The sequence below is a fragment of the Pseudomonas sp. RIT-PI-r genome (assembly GCF_001297015.1).
GTDB lineage: Bacteria > Pseudomonadota > Gammaproteobacteria > Pseudomonadales > Pseudomonadaceae > Aquipseudomonas.
The window spans coordinates 69811-85497 of record NZ_LIGE01000024.1; the positions used below are offsets into that span (position 1 = coordinate 69811).

General features: G+C 59.8%; 13 protein-coding genes. 11 read left to right on the plus strand and 2 right to left on the minus strand.

Annotated features, from left to right (window positions below):
• Positions 1-318: 318 nt before the first annotated feature.
• The 6 genes from mgtA to AK821_RS11935 all read left to right on the plus strand — a co-directional run bounded on the left by mgtA (position 319) and on the right by AK821_RS11935 (position 8996).
• A complete protein-coding gene (gene mgtA / locus AK821_RS11910) occupies positions 319-3018 on the plus strand; it encodes a magnesium-translocating P-type ATPase (RefSeq protein WP_064389818.1) in 2700 nt (899 codons plus the stop codon).
• Positions 3019-3160: 142 nt separating this feature from the next.
• Entirely contained in the window at positions 3161-3877 is a 717-nt protein-coding gene (locus AK821_RS11915) for an MgtC/SapB family protein (protein ID WP_064389819.1), read from the plus strand.
• Between the two features lie 177 nt (positions 3878-4054).
• Entirely contained in the window at positions 4055-4450 is a 396-nt protein-coding gene (locus AK821_RS11920; protein ID WP_064389820.1) for a hypothetical protein, read from the plus strand.
• A gap of 111 nt (positions 4451-4561) precedes the next feature.
• Positions 4562-5005 carry a chemotaxis protein CheY gene (locus AK821_RS11925; protein ID WP_064389821.1) on the plus strand — a complete coding sequence of 148 codons (444 nt, stop codon included), beginning with the start codon at positions 4562-4564 and terminating at the stop codon, positions 5003-5005.
• A 135-nt stretch (positions 5006-5140) separates the two neighbouring features.
• Positions 5141-5767 (plus strand): response regulator transcription factor, encoded by a 627-nt coding sequence (locus tag AK821_RS11930; protein WP_064389822.1) that lies wholly within the window; start codon positions 5141-5143, stop codon positions 5765-5767.
• 10 nt (positions 5768-5777) lie between these two features.
• Positions 5778-8996 (plus strand): transporter substrate-binding domain-containing protein, encoded by a 3219-nt coding sequence (locus AK821_RS11935; RefSeq protein ID WP_064389823.1) that lies wholly within the window; start codon positions 5778-5780, stop codon positions 8994-8996.
• A gap of 11 nt (positions 8997-9007) precedes the next feature.
• On the opposite strand, the gene dkgB is transcribed toward AK821_RS11935, so the two are convergent.
• A complete protein-coding gene (gene dkgB / locus AK821_RS11940; protein WP_064389824.1) occupies positions 9008-9811 on the minus strand; it encodes a 2,5-didehydrogluconate reductase DkgB in 804 nt (267 codons plus the stop codon).
• Between the two features lie 246 nt (positions 9812-10057).
• Complete coding sequence (locus tag AK821_RS11945; protein WP_064389825.1) at positions 10058-10966, minus strand: LysR substrate-binding domain-containing protein; 909 nt, start codon at positions 10964-10966, stop codon at positions 10058-10060.
• Positions 10967-11071: 105 nt separating this feature from the next.
• Between AK821_RS11945 and AK821_RS11950 the strand changes: the two genes are divergently transcribed.
• The 5 genes from AK821_RS11950 (at position 11072) to AK821_RS11970 (ending at position 15617) form a co-directional block, all read left to right on the plus strand.
• A complete protein-coding gene (locus AK821_RS11950) occupies positions 11072-11938 on the plus strand; it encodes a pirin family protein (protein ID WP_064389826.1) in 867 nt (288 codons plus the stop codon).
• 86 nt (positions 11939-12024) lie between these two features.
• Entirely contained in the window at positions 12025-12708 is a 684-nt protein-coding gene (locus AK821_RS11955; protein ID WP_064116839.1) for an isochorismatase family protein, read from the plus strand.
• A 57-nt stretch (positions 12709-12765) separates the two neighbouring features.
• Complete coding sequence (gene ycaC / locus AK821_RS11960; RefSeq protein WP_064389827.1) at positions 12766-13392, plus strand: isochorismate family cysteine hydrolase YcaC; 627 nt, start codon at positions 12766-12768, stop codon at positions 13390-13392.
• Between the two features lie 222 nt (positions 13393-13614).
• Positions 13615-15057, plus strand: coding sequence for a mechanosensitive ion channel family protein (locus tag AK821_RS11965; RefSeq protein WP_064389828.1), 1443 nt, complete (start codon positions 13615-13617; stop codon positions 15055-15057).
• A 119-nt stretch (positions 15058-15176) separates the two neighbouring features.
• On the plus strand, positions 15177-15617 hold the full coding sequence (locus AK821_RS11970; protein WP_064389829.1) for a carboxymuconolactone decarboxylase family protein: 441 nt from the start codon (positions 15177-15179) through the stop codon (positions 15615-15617).
• Positions 15618-15687: the final 70 nt, after the last annotated feature.

The window sequence follows — 15687 nt, forward strand, 5'->3', positions numbered from 1 at the left end:
TCGAGTGACAGTTGTCGGCCGGTCTCGGTAACCGGCAGATTCTCGGCAAGATAACGCGCAGCCTTTCTCTGCCGTTGTCTCGCCGTAAAGCGAGCAGCGGCATCCCGTGCATGACCCGTCCTGGGCCATGTCTGGACGTTCCTTCTCATCGACGCTGAACAGAGCGTGATTGCGACTTTATTGTCGTGATCGCAGCCCTATCGACACGCCTGTCTTTTCTGACCGGCGCGCCAGGCCTTGCCGTGCCGGTTTTTCCGGCGCACGAGGCGCGGCCGTACCTGCTTGACGGTTTCCCGGCTGACCATAGGGGCAACAGCCATGAAACTTACGCTCAAGGAATTCTTCGCAGGTTTTCTGCGGACCCGCCACATCGCCCGGCATTTCCGTCGTCTGGCGCTGCTGGAATCGATCAACGACACCACGGTCAGCCGTGAAGTCCCACCCACTCTGGCCAACACCCTGGTCGATGCCGCGCATTGCGACACCGCTGGTTTACTGTCGTCACTCGGCACCCACTCCGATGGGCTTACCGATTTCGAAGTCGATGCGCTGCGTGCGCAATACGGCCTCAACGAAGTCGAGCACGAGCAGCCGCTGCCTTGGTGGATTCACCTGTGGCACTGCTACAAGAACCCGTTCAACCTGCTGCTGACCCTGTTGGCAGTGGTCTCGTGGCTGACCGAAGACCTCAAGGCCGCCGTGGTGATTTTCTCCATGGTGGTGCTGTCGACGCTGCTGCGCTTCTGGCAGGAAAGCAAATCCAACCAGGCCGCCGATGCGCTGAAAGCCATGGTCAGCAACACCGCCACGGTGATGCGCCGTGACGCGCCGCGCAGCGAATTGCCGATCAAGCAATTGGTGCCGGGCGATCTGATCGTGCTCTCGGCCGGTGACATGATTCCTGCCGATTGCCGGGTGCTCAGCGCCAAGGATCTGTTCGTCAGCCAAGCGGCGATGACCGGAGAATCGATGCCGGTAGAGAAGTTTTCGCGTCAGGCTGATCGCGATACACGCAATCCGCTGGAGCTGGACAACATCCTGTTCATGGGCACCAACGTCGTGTCGGGTACGGCGGTGGCGGTGATTCTCACCACCGGCAACAGCACCTATTTTGGCGCGTTGGCGCAGCGGGTTGGCGCAACCGATCGCGCAGTGACTTCGTTCCAGCAAGGTGTCAACAAAGTCAGCTGGCTGTTGATCCGTTTCATGTTCGTCATGGCGCCGCTGGTGCTGTTCATCAATGGTTTCACCAAGGGTGACTGGACCGAAGCGCTGCTGTTCGCGTTGTCGGTTGCCGTCGGCCTGACCCCGGAAATGCTGCCGATGATCGTCACCTCGACGCTGGCCAAAGGCGCGGTGTTTCTGTCGCGCAAAAAAGTCATCGTCAAACGTCTCGACGCAATCCAGAACTTCGGCGCCATGGACGTGCTGTGCACCGACAAGACCGGCACGCTGACCCAGGACAAGATCTTCCTGGCGCGCAATGTCGATGTCTGGGGCGCCGATTCCGACGACGTGCTGGAAATGGCTTACCTCAACAGCTACTACCAGACCGGCCTGAAAAACCTGCTCGATGTCGCTGTACTGGAACACGTGGAAGTCCACCGTGAACTGAAAGTCGGCACGGCATTTCGCAAGGTCGACGAGATCCCGTTCGACTTCAATCGTCGGCGCATGTCGGTGGTGGTCGAAGGGCGTGGCCAGCCACATCAACTGATCTGCAAAGGTGCCGTGGAAGAAGTCTTGGCGGTGTGCAGCCGCGTACGTCATGGCGAGGTCGATGAAGCCTTGAGCGATGAATTGCTGACCCGGATTCGTCAGGTCACCGCAGCATTCAACGCTGAAGGCTTGCGCGTGGTGGCGGTGGCCGCCCGCTCGATGCCCGCAGGTCGCGAAATTTACAGCCTGGCGGATGAACAGGAACTGACGCTGATCGGTTACGTGGCGTTCCTCGATCCACCGAAGGAAAGCACCGCGCCAGCGCTCAAGGCCCTGGCCGAACATGGCGTGGCAGTGAAAGTGCTGACCGGCGACAACGAGCTGGTAACCGCAAAGATCTGCCGCGAAGTCGGTCTCGCTCAGCAGGGCTTGCTCCTGGGTAACGACGTTGAACGCATGAGCGATGCCGAACTGGCCGTGGCCGTAGAGACCACCAACGTCTTCGCCAAACTGACGCCGTCGCACAAGGAACGCATCGTGCGCATCCTCAAAGGCAACGGTCACGTAGTCGGGTTCATGGGTGACGGCATCAACGACGCACCCGCACTGCGCACCGCCGACATCGGCATTTCCGTGGACAGCGCGGTGGACATCGCCAAGGAAGCGGCGGACATCATCCTCCTCGAAAAGAGCCTGATGGTGCTGGAGGAGGGCGTGCTCGAAGGGCGGCGCACCTTCGCCAACATGCTCAAGTACATCAAGATGACCGCCAGCTCCAACTTCGGCAACGTGTTCTCGGTGCTGGTCGCCAGTGCGTTCATTCCGTTCCTGCCGATGCTGCCGATGCACCTGCTGGTGCAGAACCTGCTCTACGACATTTCGCAGATCGCCATTCCGTTCGATAACGTCGATGAGGAGATGCTGAAAAAACCACAACGCTGGCAGCCGGGCGACGTCGGGCGCTTCATGCTGTTCTTCGGCCCGATCAGTTCGATCTTTGACATCACCACGTTCGCCTTGATGTGGTACGTATTCGATGCCAATACCCCGGATCACCAGACCCTGTTTCAGTCCGGCTGGTTCGTGGTCGGGTTGCTGACCCAGACGCTGATCGTGCACATGATCCGCACGCCGAAGATTCCGTTCCTGCAAAGCCGTGCAGCGATGCCGCTGCTGGTGATGACCGGGATCATCATGGCGGTCGGCATCTTCCTGCCGATGGGGCCGCTGGCGCACTACTTCAAATTGCAGGCGCTGCCGTCGCTGTACTTCGTGTTCCTGCCGGTGATCCTGCTGGCGTACATGGCGCTGACCCAGGCGGTGAAAGGCTTCTACATCCGCCGGTTCGGCTGGCAATAACCGCACGGCCAACACCGTTCCCCTGTGGGAGCGAGCCTGCTCGCGAAGGCGTTTTTTCAGCCACAGCTGTAGTGGCTGACACTCCGCTTTCGCGAGCAGGCTCGCTCCCACAGGGGGAATTTGTGTTCTCAAGGATTTCATCATGCAAGCCATCAACAACCTCAACCTCGATTCGCTGCTCGACACCCTCGTCAGCCTCAGCGCCGCGTTCATCCTCGGTGGTCTGATCGGCTTCGAGCGCCAGTACCGGCAACGCACCGCCGGTCTGCGCACCAATGTGCTGGTCGCCGTCGGCGCGGCGATTTTCGTCGACATGGCCACCCGTCGCGCCGGCGCGGAGGGCGCGGGGCGCGTGGTTGCCTACGTGGTCTCCGGCATCGGTTTTCTCGGCGCCGGGGTGATCATGCGCGAAGAGGGCAACGTGCGCGGTCTCAATACCGCCGCGACCCTGTGGACTTCGGCGGCGGTGGGCGCCTGTGCCGGTGCCGATCTGCTTGCCGAAGCCGTGCTCGGCACGCTGTTCATCCTCGCCGCCAACACTTTGCTGCGGCCGATCGTCAACAACATCAACCGTCAGCCACTGGACGTGGTCTCGGCGGAAGTCACCAACATCGTCTATGTCATCGCCCGACGCTCACAGCAAACCGCCGTGTTCGCCTTGCTCGAAGCCGAACTGGAGCGCAGCAACTACCCGGCCAGTGATGTTGATGTGCATGCGTTTGGCGCCGATGAAATCGAGATTGAAGCGACGCTGGCGACGACGTCGGTCGATGGTGATGAACTCGACGCACTGGTTGCGCGAATTTCCACGTCGGCGCGGGTGGTGCAGGCGTTCTGGAGTCCGAGTCCCACCGAATGACCCGCGCTCGTCCTTTCAGTAGCACCGCCACATCCGGTCATACCGGGTTTGGCTTTTTTGCTTGCTCTCGGCTGTTCTCCATTCATTTTTAAGATTCGTCCTACAGGCGTCACGGCTCCTTTTGCTTAGCCTTGTCATTCACGTGATGAGCGTGATTTTCCTGGGCTGTGAAAGACAATGTCCTACAAACGCTGGCGAATCCTTATTGCCGACGAGCAACGGTCGCTGCATGTGCGAATCGGCAAATGCCTCGACGAACTCGGCTATCGCGGGTACGCGTCGGTGTATTCGTTTCGTGAGCTGCTGGGTACGACGCATTACTCGTCCGATCCGTTTGAGCACTATGACCTGCTGATCATCAACGCTGAGCTGATAGCGGTAGGTGGAGACGATCCTTTGCGTTTTTTTCAATGCAACCTGCAGATTCGTCATGCCGTTATTTACGACAAACGTCGCGGCGAGGCAGGCGCGCAGGCGATATACAGCGCTGATCGACGCTATTTGACCCTGATCCGTATACCGGATCGGCAGACACTCGGCCCTTTGATCGCTGACCTGGCGACAGCACAGTGATGGGCATGACTCGGATGAGTAACCTTTTTTTTCGGATTATTCCTACAGAACCCGCCACGCAGCTTGCGTAGTCTTGCCGCACCCAGAAACCGTGACCCCGGGAGATCGATCATGATCAATAAAGCCCTGCGCATTCTGATCGCAGACCCTCAGCATTTTCACCGGATGAAAATCGAGCGACTGTTCAATGGCCTCAATTATTACCGCATTGCTCCGGTGCAGAACCTTACCGAGCTGCTGACTCTGGTGGACTACGGTTGCGAGCCCTTCGATGTGGTGGTCATCAACGCCGAACTCGCTGCAGGCTCACTGGATCTGCTGGGTTTTTTCCTCGATAACCCGCAGGTTCGTCAGGCGTTGATCTACAACGAGCAAACGGCGCCGTTGCAGCTGGCTTCCGGCTTCGCTCAGGAAAATGTACAGATCAGCCATTTGTCACTGCCATCAAAACAGTTGATCGAGCAGTTGATGGCGCTGGTCGACGCTCCGGCACGGGCACAGACGTTATCAGCCCCCAGGGTAAATCCGTTGGTGCAGAGCGCTGCGCATGCATAGAAAAGCACTTCCTGCACCTGTCAGATCTGACAGGTGATTTGCGCGCCGTTACGTGTAACAGTCCCTGCGCAGCCACTGAGTCCGGAGCAGCCCCAATCGGTGGCCTGTTCGTCAGACTTTGTACTGGGAGTGGCCATGAAGTCAGCGCTGATCGTCGACGATCATCCAGTGGTGTGCGCCGCCATCCGGATCGTATTGCAAGCCGAAGGATTCAAGCAGATATACGAGGCGTCCAGCGGCAACGAGGTGCTGTCGCTCTTTCGTGAACACAAGCCGCAACTGGTGATACTCGACCTGCGTTTACCGGCACTCGACGGGCTGGAGGTGCTGGCACGCATCAAGGCCAATGATCCTCGTTGCCGGGTTCTGATCTTCAGTTCTCACGACCCTCTGTTTTATCAGGAGCGCTGTCTGCGTGCCGGGGCCATGGGCTATGTGACCAAAACCAATCAGTTGCACCATCTGCACAAAGCCATTCAGGCGCTGATGTCGGGCTACACCTATTTTTCCTCGATGCCGGAAAACCTCAGTGTGTTGAACGCGGTGCAGACTACGGAAAAGCAGATGGTCGATCAGCTTTCCGATCGTGAACTGAGCATTTTCGAGCAACTGGCGCGGGGCAAATCGAACAAGGCGATTGCCGCGGACATGCACCTGAGCCACAAAACCGTCAGCACCTATAAAACCCGTCTGATGAAAAAACTAGGGGTGTACTCATTGGTGCTCTTGCGCGAGTTCGCCAAGCGCAATCATGTGATCTGAGCAAGCGCACATGAGGCACGGATGCTGGATTGTCTGCCTGTGGTTGAGCCTGATCGCCAGTAGTTGGGCGGGTGACGCGCCGCAGGTGCTGCAGGTATTGACCCGTACCGGCCTGGCAAACGTCCAGCTGCGACTGGACAAGCAGGACCGCCAGTGGCTGCGTCAGCACCCGGTGCTGCGCATGGGTATTTCCGGTCCGGATTACCCACCGTTCGAGATCACCCGCAATCAACAGGAACTCGAAGGGCTCACCGCCGATTACGCTGATCTGTTGGCGCAGTTGCTCGGCATACGCATTGAAGTCCGGCGCTTTGCCAACCGCGATGCGGTGATGGCGGCACTCAAGCGTGGTGACCTCGATCTGCTGGGAACCTCGAACAATTTTGAAGCCGCCGACCCGGATTTCATCCTGTCCCGCGCTTACGCCGAAGATCAACCGATGCTGGTGACTCGCCTCGATGAAAAGCTGCCGGCAGATCTTGCCGGCAAGCGCGTGGCCATGGTCGAGGACTATTTGCCGCTGGCGAATGTGCAGGGGTTTTATCCCTATGCCAGTGTGCAGCGTTACCCTTCGGCAATGGATGCGCTCGGTGCGGTGGCCTTCGGCGCGGATGATGTGTATCTGGGCGACTTCATCAGTGCCAACTATCTGATCAACACCAATTATCGCAACGACCTGCAATTAGCCGGCCCGTCGGGGCTGGACGCCAATTCGTTCGCTTTTGCCTTGTTGCGCAGCGATGTACGCCTCAAGCGCATCGTCGACAAGGTGCTGGCCGCCATTCCCATGGAGCATCGCCAACGCATCGAGCAGCGCTGGAGCGTTGGCCTTGCCGAGATGGCTGAACAATCACGGGTGCAACTCAGTGCCAGTGAGCAGGCCTGGCTGGACCAGCATCCACGGGTGAGGGTCGGTGCCATCGACGATTTTGCGCCGCTGACGTTTTTTGATGCCGACGGCCGCTTCAGCGGGTTGTCCGCGCAGTTGCTGAGTTTGATCAGCCAGCGCAGCGGGTTGAACTTCGAGATCGTGCGCGGGGCATCGCTGGATCGTCAGATCGAACAGCTCAAGGCCGGGGAGCTGGATGTGTTGCCGGTGGTGACGCCGAGCAGCGAGCGTGAAATCGAACTGCAATTTACCCGCGCCTACCTGAACAATCCGTTTGTGCTGGTCAGTGCGATCACTGTTCAGGGGCCACTCAATCTTGATGACCTGGCCGGCAAACGGCTGGCCATTTATCGCGGCCATCCTTTGCGCAGTTATCTATTGGGCCGCGTGCCGCATCTGCGTCTGGTCGAGGTCAAAAGTCCCGCGGAGGGCATGGCATTGATTGCCAAAGGTCAAGTCGACGCCACGGTGAGCTCGCTGTTGGTGGCGCGCTTTCTGATCGCGCGCCATTACCGCGAACGTCTGCGCATCACCGGCACGGTCGGTGACCAACCGGCGCGCATTGCGCTGGCGACATCCCCGCAAATGCCGGCACTGCATTCGATCCTGAACAAGGCGCTGTTGAGCATCGCCCCGCAACAGATGGACGAACTGGTTGAACGCTGGAGCCACGATGTGGTGGTGGATGGCAGTTACTGGTTACAACATCGCCGCGAGATTCTCCTGGGGTTCGCCGGTGCGGCGGTCTTGCTGGCACTCGCGCTGGCCTGGATCGTTTTTCAGCGCCAGCAGATCCGCCGACGCCAGCAATGGTTGCAGCAATTGCAGGAAGCCAAGGACGCAGCAGACGATGCGAATCGGGCGAAAACTACCTTTCTGGCGACCATGAGCCACGAAATCCGCACACCGATGAATGCCTTGATCGGCATGCTCGAACTGGCCCTCAAGCGCGCAGAAGAAGGCGTGACCGATCGCTTGGCGATTCAGGTAGCGTCCAATGCCGGGCAACAATTGCTGGCCTTGATCGGCGACATTCTCGACATCGCACGGATCGAGTCCGGGCACTTGTCCCTCGCGCCCGAACGCGCCAACCTGCGCGAACTGGTGGGGTCAGTGTGTCGGGTGTTTGAAGGGCTGGCGCGGCAGAAGCGCTTGCTGTGGCACATCGAACTGGATCCCCGCAGCAACGTTGATGTGCTGATTGATCCGACGCGGTTCAAGCAAGTGCTGTCGAATCTGCTGAGCAATGCGATCAAGTTCACTGAAGAAGGCGAGGTCAGTCTGCGGCTGGTGGTGAGCGCAGCGGTAACAGAAACACTGGCCGTGAAAGTGCGGATCGAGGACAGCGGGGTCGGGATCAGCCACGACGATCGGCGGCGCTTGTTCAGCCCGTTCGTGCAGGCGAGCAATCACTCGCAGTCGGCACGCAGCGGTTCCGGGCTGGGCCTGGTCATCAGTCGCAGCCTCTGCGAAATGATGGGCGGCACGCTGCGGCTCGACAGTGCGCCGGGCGAGGGAACGCAAGTCGAAGTCAGTCTTGAACTGCCGCTGTTGGCCGCCCTCGCTCAGACCCCGGCACCCCCGCAAGCCGTCGTTTCTGCTGCGTGTTCTCTGAGTGTGCTGGTGGTGGACGATCACCCGGTGAACCGTCTGCTGCTGTGCTGGCAGTTGAGTGAACTCGGCCATCGCACGGTCGACACCGAAAACGGTGATGAAGGTCTTGAGCGCTGGCGTACGCGAGCGTTCGATGTGGTGATCACCGATTGCAATATGCCGAGGCGTAACGGTTATCAACTGGCGCAGGCCATTCGTGAAGAAGAAGCGATTGCCGGGCGCAAGCCTTGCCTGATTCTTGGTTTTACCGCCAACGCGCAGGCCGAGGAAAGGACGCGCTGCCTGAAGGCCGGCATGGACGAGTGCCTGTTCAAACCGATCCGCTTGCACGATCTGGCGCAGGCATTGATGGCGGCCAGTCATTGCGACATCGCGGCGGCCTCCAGCGCGGCGCCAGCATTGGCGGAGATCGATCTGAGCACCCTGGAGCAAATGGCCGGGAATGATCGTGGCTTGATCGAGCATTTACGCAAGGAGGTGCTGAACAGCTTGCACCTCGATCTGCAACGTCTGGATCTGTTGCAGCAAGAGCAGAATCGCGCAGGGCTTCGCGAACTGGCTCATCACATCAAGGGTGGGGCGCAGATGGTCGGGGCCGCGCGGGTGGTGGCGGCGTGTATCGAGCTTGAACAGGCGTGCCGCGAAGCGCACGCGGCGCCTTTGGATACGTCGAGCGATGCGTTGCGCGAGGCCATGGCCGGCCTCGCGCAACGCCTGCAAAGCTGACGGGTGCCGAGTCAATCCCAGGTAGGCGCAATGCCTTTCGGGCTGGTCAGGCGATGGCCGCGATCCAGCGTGGCAATCAGCGCCATGTCGGTATCGCTCAAGGTCAGCGCCGTGGCGGCAAGGTTGCTTTGCAGGTTGGCGCGTTTGGTCGACGACGGAATCACCGCGTAACCCGATTGCATCGCCCACGCCAGGGTCACTTGCGCCGGGGTGGCGTGCAGACGTTCGGCGATCTGCTGGATCAGCGGGTCTTTCAGCACTTCACCGTAGGCGAGGGTCATGTACGACGTGGTTTGGATGCCCTGGCGCTGAGCGAACTCAACTACTTTGCGGTTCTGCAGGTACGGATGCAGTTCGATCTGGTTGGTCGCGATGTTTTCTGCACCGACCGCAGCAATCGCCTGCTTCATCAAATCGATGGTGAAGTTGGACACACCGATCTGCCGGGTCAGGCCCAGGCGCTTGGCCTCCAGCAGCGCGCCCATGAATTCTTCCACCGGCACCTGATTTTCCGGCGACGGCCAGTGAATCAAGGTCAGGTCGAGGTAGTCGGTCTGCAATTTCTGCAGGCTGTCCTTGAGGCTGTCGATCAAGCGATCCTTGGCGAAGTTGGCGACCCAGATCTTGCTGGTGAGGAACAGCTCTTCACGCGGGATGCCGCTGGCGGCGATGGCCTCGCCGACATCGGCTTCGTTTTCGTAGATTTGCGCGGTGTCGATGACCCGGTAGCCGAGTTCGAGGGCAGTGCTCACTGAGTCAATGACGACCTGGCCTTGCAGACGAAACGTACCAAGGCCGAAAGCGGGAACAGACATGCAGGACTCCAAGGGTTGCAGTGGGAATGGGCAGGAGTATCCGCGTCTGCATCGTTGAGAAAAACCGCTGGTGGGGCAAAGCACTGTTGACCGCAAGTCATGAATCATAAGGGACGTTTGGGTTGTCTGGGCTGGCCCCATCGCTGGCAAGCCAGCTCCCACAGAGATTTGTGCATGTGAATGAATGATGTGTACACCCCCGAAACCTGTGGGAGCTGGCTTGCCAGCGAAGGGCGCACCACCGATTCAGGCAATGTCACTGTGCGCAAATTCCTCGCCGAGAAAATCAATCAGCGTACGCACCGACGGCAACAACCCGCGCCGCGACGGAAAGATCGCATGCACCACCCCGCATTTCGGTGCCCAGCCCGGAACCAACTCCACGACGCGCCCGGCGGCAATGTCCTCTCGCACGACTACGCTCGGCAAATGCGCCACGCCAACCCCGGCAATTACCGCCTGACGCAACGCGATCAAATCATCGGTGACCAGCCGTGGCGTATGGCGAATCAGCGCCGTGTTGTCATTCGGCCCCAGCAACTCCCACTGATATTCACGCTGCGCTGCGCCCCAGTGCAGGCTCGGCAAACCATTGAGGTCAGCGGGCGAGGGCGGTGACGACAGGCGTTCGACAAACTGTGGGCTACCGACCACCGATTGCGTGCTGTTGCCCAGCACCTTCATGACCATGTCGGTGTTTTCCAGCGGCGGAAAACGCACGCGCAGCGCGATGTCGAACCCTTCATGAAGCAAGTCGACCCGGCGATTGGTGCTTTCGATGAACAACTCCACCAGCGGGTACTTGAGCATGTAGCGCGTGAGCATCGGCCCGACCCACGAGTTGAGCAGCGCCGTCGGGCAACTCAGGCGCACCAGCCCTTGCGGCTCGGAGCGGTTGCGTTCGATCAGCTCGGCGGCGCTCTCGGCTTCGATGCGCATGGCCAGGCAACGCTGGTAATAGGCCTGGCCGATCTCGGTCAATGAGCAATGACGGCTGGTGCGGTGCAGCAGGCGCACGCCGAGGCGTTCTTCCAACTCGGCAATGCGCCGGCTGAGTTTTGATTTGGGCATGTCCAGCGCGCGCCCGGCAGCGGCGAAACCGTGGTGTTCGACCACTTGAGTGAAGTAATAGAGAGTGTTGAGGTCTTCCACCATCGTTCTCCAGATAGAACGCTAAGGCCGATTTTTGCAGTCTAGTGCATTAATGGTCATGGATTTAAGCTTAATCCATCGCATCACTCACCCCCATTGGAGACAACCATGAAAAACATCATCGGTATCTACACCAGCCCGCGCGGCCATTGGGTCGGCGATGGTTTCCCGGTTCGCACGCTGTTTTCCTACGACAACCTGGGCAAACACATCAGCCCGTTCCTGCTGCTCGATCACGCAGGTCCCGCCGATTTCACCGCGACCACCGAACGGCGTGGCGTTGGTCAGCATCCGCACCGTGGTTTCGAAACCGTGACTATCGTGTATGAAGGCGAAGTGCAGCACCGCGATTCGACCGGCAGTGGCGGCGTCATCGGCCCGGGCGATGTGCAATGGATGACCGCCGCTTCCGGGATCCTCCACGAGGAGTTTCATTCGGAAAATTTCGCCAAAACCGGCGGCAAACTGGAAATGGTGCAGTTGTGGGTCAACCTGCCGGCCAAGGACAAAATGGCTGCGCCGGGCTACCAGACAATTCTCGACAGCGACATCCCGAGCATCGCGCTCAAGGACAACGCCGGCCGCCTGCGTCTGATCGCCGGTGAGTTCGACGGCCACACCGGCCCGTCGCGCACCTTTACGCCAATCGACGTATGGGATCTGCGCCTGAACGCCGGCAAGTTGCTGACGCTGGAGTTGCACGAAGGCCGCAACACCGCGCTGGTGGTATTGAAAGGCTCGGTGCAGGTCAACGGTGTGGAAGCGGTGCGCGAAGGGCAGTTGGCGCTGTTCGAGCGTGACGGTCATCAACTGACCCTCGAGGCCAGCCAGGACGCGGTGGTGTTGCTGCTCAGCGGCGAGCCGATCGACGAACCGATCGTCGGCCACGGCCCGTTCGTGATGAACACCGAGCAGGAAATTCACCAGGCCTTCGCCGACTTCCAGTCCGGCCGCTTCGGCCAGATGCACGCTTAACGCACAACCACTCCGCTCTACACAGGACGCGTAGGCCGGCTCGAAGGCCAGGGATGGCTGTTGCCTAAAGAAAAGAGGACACGCACATGAATACAGTCAATGCCGCGAACTTCGACGGCCAGAAACCGACCATTGATGCCAGCGACGCAGCGATGCTGCTGATCGATCACCAGAGCGGTCTGTTCCAGATCGTCAAGGACATGGACGTGCCGCAACTGCGCGCCAATGCCATCGCGCTGGCCAAGGCCGCGACCCTGCTGAAAATGCCGGTCATCACCACGGCCTCCGTGCCGCAAGGGCCGAACGGGCCGCTGATTCCGGAGATTCACGAAGCGGCGCCGCATGCGCAATACGTGGCGCGCAAAGGCGAAATCAATGCCTGGGACAATCCTGAGTTTCATGCGGCGGTCAAAGCTACCGGCAAGAAAACCCTGGTGATCGCCGGCACGTTGACCAGCGTTTGCCTGGCATTCCCGTCCATCGCTGCCGTGCATGAAGGCTACAAGGTGTTCGCCGTTGTCGATGCGTCCGGTAATCACTCGAAACTGGCCACTGATCTGACCGTCGCCCGTTTGGCCCAGGCCGGGGTGGTGCCGATCGACATCATGGCTACGCTTTCCGAGCTGCAAGGCTCGTGGAACCGTCCCGATGCCGAGCAGTGGGCGGCCGTCTACGCCCAGGCCATGCCGCATTATCAATTGCTGATCGAGAGCTACCTCAAGGCTCAGCAAGTCGCGAACGAACACGAAGTGCTGGATTCCCAGCGCTGATCGAGTCTCCTGAGGCCGACCACCGGCCGGCCTCTTCAACCCGCGAGGATTACTGCAATGACCACTCAATACAAACGTCTGGACAAGAACAACGCTGCGGTGCTGCTGGTCGACCATCAGGCCGGGCTACTGTCGCTGGTGCGCGATATCGACCCGGACAAGTTCAAGAACAACGTGCTGGCGCTGGCCGATCTGGCCAAGTACTTCAAGCTGCCGACGATCCTCACCACCAGTTTTGAAACCGGCCCCAATGGCCCGCTGGTGCCTGAGCTGAAAGCGCTGTTCCCGGATGCGCCGTATATCGCTCGCCCAGGGCAGATCAACGCTTGGGATAACGAAGATTTCGTCAAGGCGATCAAGGCGACCGGCAAGAAGCAGCTGATCATTGCCGGCGTGGTCACCGAAGTCTGCGTGGCATTCCCTGCGTTGTCGGCGCTGGAAGAAGGCTTCGATGTATTCGTGGTGACTGACGCATCCGGTACGTTCAACGAACTGACCCGTGAATCGGCGTGGAGCCGCATGTCCACGGCCGGTGCGCAATTGATGACCTGGTTCGGTCTGGCCTGCGAGCTGCACCGCGACTGGCGCAACGACATCGAAGGGCTGGGCACGCTGTTCTCCAACCACATCCCCGACTACCGCAACCTGATGACCAGTTACAGCACCCTGACTAACGGTAAATAACCCCGGGCCACACCGCAGTCCCCTGTGGGAGCGAGCCTGCTCGCGAAGGCGTCATGTCAGTCGATGCACCTTTGACTGATCGACCGCATTCGCGAGCAGGCTCGCTCCCACATTTCGTTTTGTGGTGTTTTGGCGCGGGCATTCATGCTCTGAAATCAATTGCTCCTACACTTGCTCAATCTGTGCGATCTTCTCGCGATTGGCCCCCGTCGGAGTTGTTTGATGCTGTCTCTGCTGACCGAACATCCGTTGTTCTGCGCGTTGATCCTGATCCTCCTCGATCTGGGCCTGTGGCGCCTGATCTCCTCCCATGGCAGCGAGTGGAAACTGCTGGTGCGGGTGCTGATTTTCACGCTGTTCAGCGTGCTGTTGTTCAACGAAGGCCTCAACCCGATGGAGCCGGCGCCGTGGGCCGACAACGTGCCGTTGCACTTGGCGGCGACGGGGTTGCAGATTGGCTGGTGGCTGTTCGGCGCGCGCACCCTGACGGTGTTGATCGGCGCGGTGATGATGCAGCGAGTCGGTCATACCGGGCGGCTGTTGCAGGACTTGCTCGGCGCGGTGATTTTCCTCATCGCGATCATTGCCGCGCTGGCCTATGTGCTGGATCTGCCGGTCAAAGGCGTGCTGGCGACGTCTGGCGCGTTGGCGATCATTGTCGGTCTGGCTTTGCAGAGTACGTTGAGCGATGTGTTCTCCGGCATCGTCCTCAACACCACCAAGCCTTATCAACTCGATGACTGGATTTCCATCGACGGTACCGAAGGTCGGGTCACCGACATCGACTGGCGCGCTACGCGTCTGCAAACCAGCCAGGGCAGCATGGCGGTGATTCCCAACTCGCTTGCGGCCAAGGCCAAGATCATCAACTTCAGTCGGCCGAGCAATATGTTTGGCGTCTCGGTCAGTGTGCAGGTCAGTCCGCATGCCCGGCCCAATTCGGTGATCGATGCGCTGGAGCGGGCGATGCAGGGTTGTCGGCAATTGCTCGACACACCTGCGCCGAGCGTGGCGCTGAAAAACTCCAGCAATAGCGGTGCGGAATACGAGATCAGCGGGTTTGTCGCCTCGATGGGCGAGAAACGCGTGGTGCGCAATCAGCTGTTCGACCTGGCTTACCGGCACTTGCAGGCGTCCGGGTTCAATCTGCTGTCGAGCGATGAAAGCAATGCGCCCAGCAACCTGTCGCGGCCGCGCGCGCTGCTCGACAGTTCGCCGATTTTCTCGACGTTGCGTCAGGAAGAGAAAGACACCTTCAGCCAGAACATGACGCTGAAAACCTTTCGCGCCGGCGAGACGATTCTTGAGGCGGGCGAGGTCAGCGATCATTTGTTCATCATCGAATCCGGCGTGGTCACGGTGACCTTGATTCGTCACGGTGCGCCGTTCGAGTCCGGGCGCATGGGGCCCGGCGAGGTCATCGGGGAGGCGGGCATTCTCTCCGACACTTCCGTGCCGGCGACGTTTGCCGCAAAAACCTTCTGTGCGTTGTACCGTATCGAAAAGACTTACCTGAAACCGTGTCTGGATGCTCGTCACGACATCAACGATGCGATGAAAGCCTTGCTCGATTACCGTTTGCACAAGGCCCAGGCCTTGACGGCGGACGCACCGGCGGTGGTCGCCAGGAAGGGTTTTTTGCAATGGCTGCGCAATAAGGTCTGAGCGCCTTGCGGGAACCGGGCAAGTGGGTGGTCTACTCGTCTTCCGGGAGATTGGCTATTTGTCCGGCGGCGTTGCGGGACTACTTTAGGCCACACATTCACATTCCCCGGAATACCGCCATGAAAGCTCGTACCGATTTCTACACCGCCTCCCCAGACGCCCTGAAAGCGATGATTGCCCTGGAAACCGCGGTCGCGAAGCTGCCGCTGGAAAAGACCCTGGTCGAACTGGTCAAGTTGCGCGCTTCGCAGATCAATGGCTGCGCGTTCTGCATCGACATGCACACGGCCGATGCGATCAAGGGCGGTGAAACGCCGCGTCGTCTGTTTGCGGTCACCGCATGGCGTGAAGCGCCGTTTTTCAGCGAGCGCGAACGTGCCGCGCTGCTGTGGACCGAGTCGCTGACGCAACTGAGCCTGACCCACGCCCCGGATGAAGATTACGAAGTGGTCGCCGCGCAATTCTCGCCGAAAGAAATGGTCGACCTGACCGTCGCGATCAGCACCATCAACAGCTGGAACCGCCTGGCCGTAGGCTTTCGCAAAACCCCACAGGCTTAAGCCTCAACGCATAACCCCGTAAGAGCTGCCGAAGGCTGCGATCTTTTGATCTTGCTTCTGAAAAAACAGA

What these genes read in the sequence shown, in the direction of transcription:
- AK821_RS11915 (WP_064389819.1), top strand. Translation starts at nt 3,161, where the DNA reads ATGCAAGCCATCAACAACCTCAACCTCGATTCGCTGCTCGACACCCTC.
- ycaC (WP_064389827.1), top strand. Translation starts at nt 12,766, where the DNA reads ATGACCACTCAATACAAACGTCTGGACAAGAACAACGCTGCGGTGCTG.
- AK821_RS11935 (WP_064389823.1), top strand. Translation starts at nt 5,778, where the DNA reads ATGAGGCACGGATGCTGGATTGTCTGCCTGTGGTTGAGCCTGATCGCC.
- AK821_RS11930 (WP_064389822.1), top strand. Translation starts at nt 5,141, where the DNA reads ATGAAGTCAGCGCTGATCGTCGACGATCATCCAGTGGTGTGCGCCGCC.
- AK821_RS11945 (WP_064389825.1), bottom strand. Translation starts at nt 10,966, where the DNA reads ATGGTGGAAGACCTCAACACTCTCTATTACTTCACTCAAGTGGTCGAA.
- AK821_RS11950 (WP_064389826.1), top strand. Translation starts at nt 11,072, where the DNA reads ATGAAAAACATCATCGGTATCTACACCAGCCCGCGCGGCCATTGGGTC.
- mgtA (WP_064389818.1), top strand. Translation starts at nt 319, where the DNA reads ATGAAACTTACGCTCAAGGAATTCTTCGCAGGTTTTCTGCGGACCCGC.
- dkgB (WP_064389824.1), bottom strand. Translation starts at nt 9,811, where the DNA reads ATGTCTGTTCCCGCTTTCGGCCTTGGTACGTTTCGTCTGCAAGGCCAG.
- AK821_RS11965 (WP_064389828.1), top strand. Translation starts at nt 13,615, where the DNA reads ATGCTGTCTCTGCTGACCGAACATCCGTTGTTCTGCGCGTTGATCCTG.
- AK821_RS11920 (WP_064389820.1), top strand. Translation starts at nt 4,055, where the DNA reads ATGTCCTACAAACGCTGGCGAATCCTTATTGCCGACGAGCAACGGTCG.
- AK821_RS11970 (WP_064389829.1), top strand. Translation starts at nt 15,177, where the DNA reads ATGAAAGCTCGTACCGATTTCTACACCGCCTCCCCAGACGCCCTGAAA.
- AK821_RS11955 (WP_064116839.1), top strand. Translation starts at nt 12,025, where the DNA reads ATGAATACAGTCAATGCCGCGAACTTCGACGGCCAGAAACCGACCATT.
- AK821_RS11925 (WP_064389821.1), top strand. Translation starts at nt 4,562, where the DNA reads ATGATCAATAAAGCCCTGCGCATTCTGATCGCAGACCCTCAGCATTTT.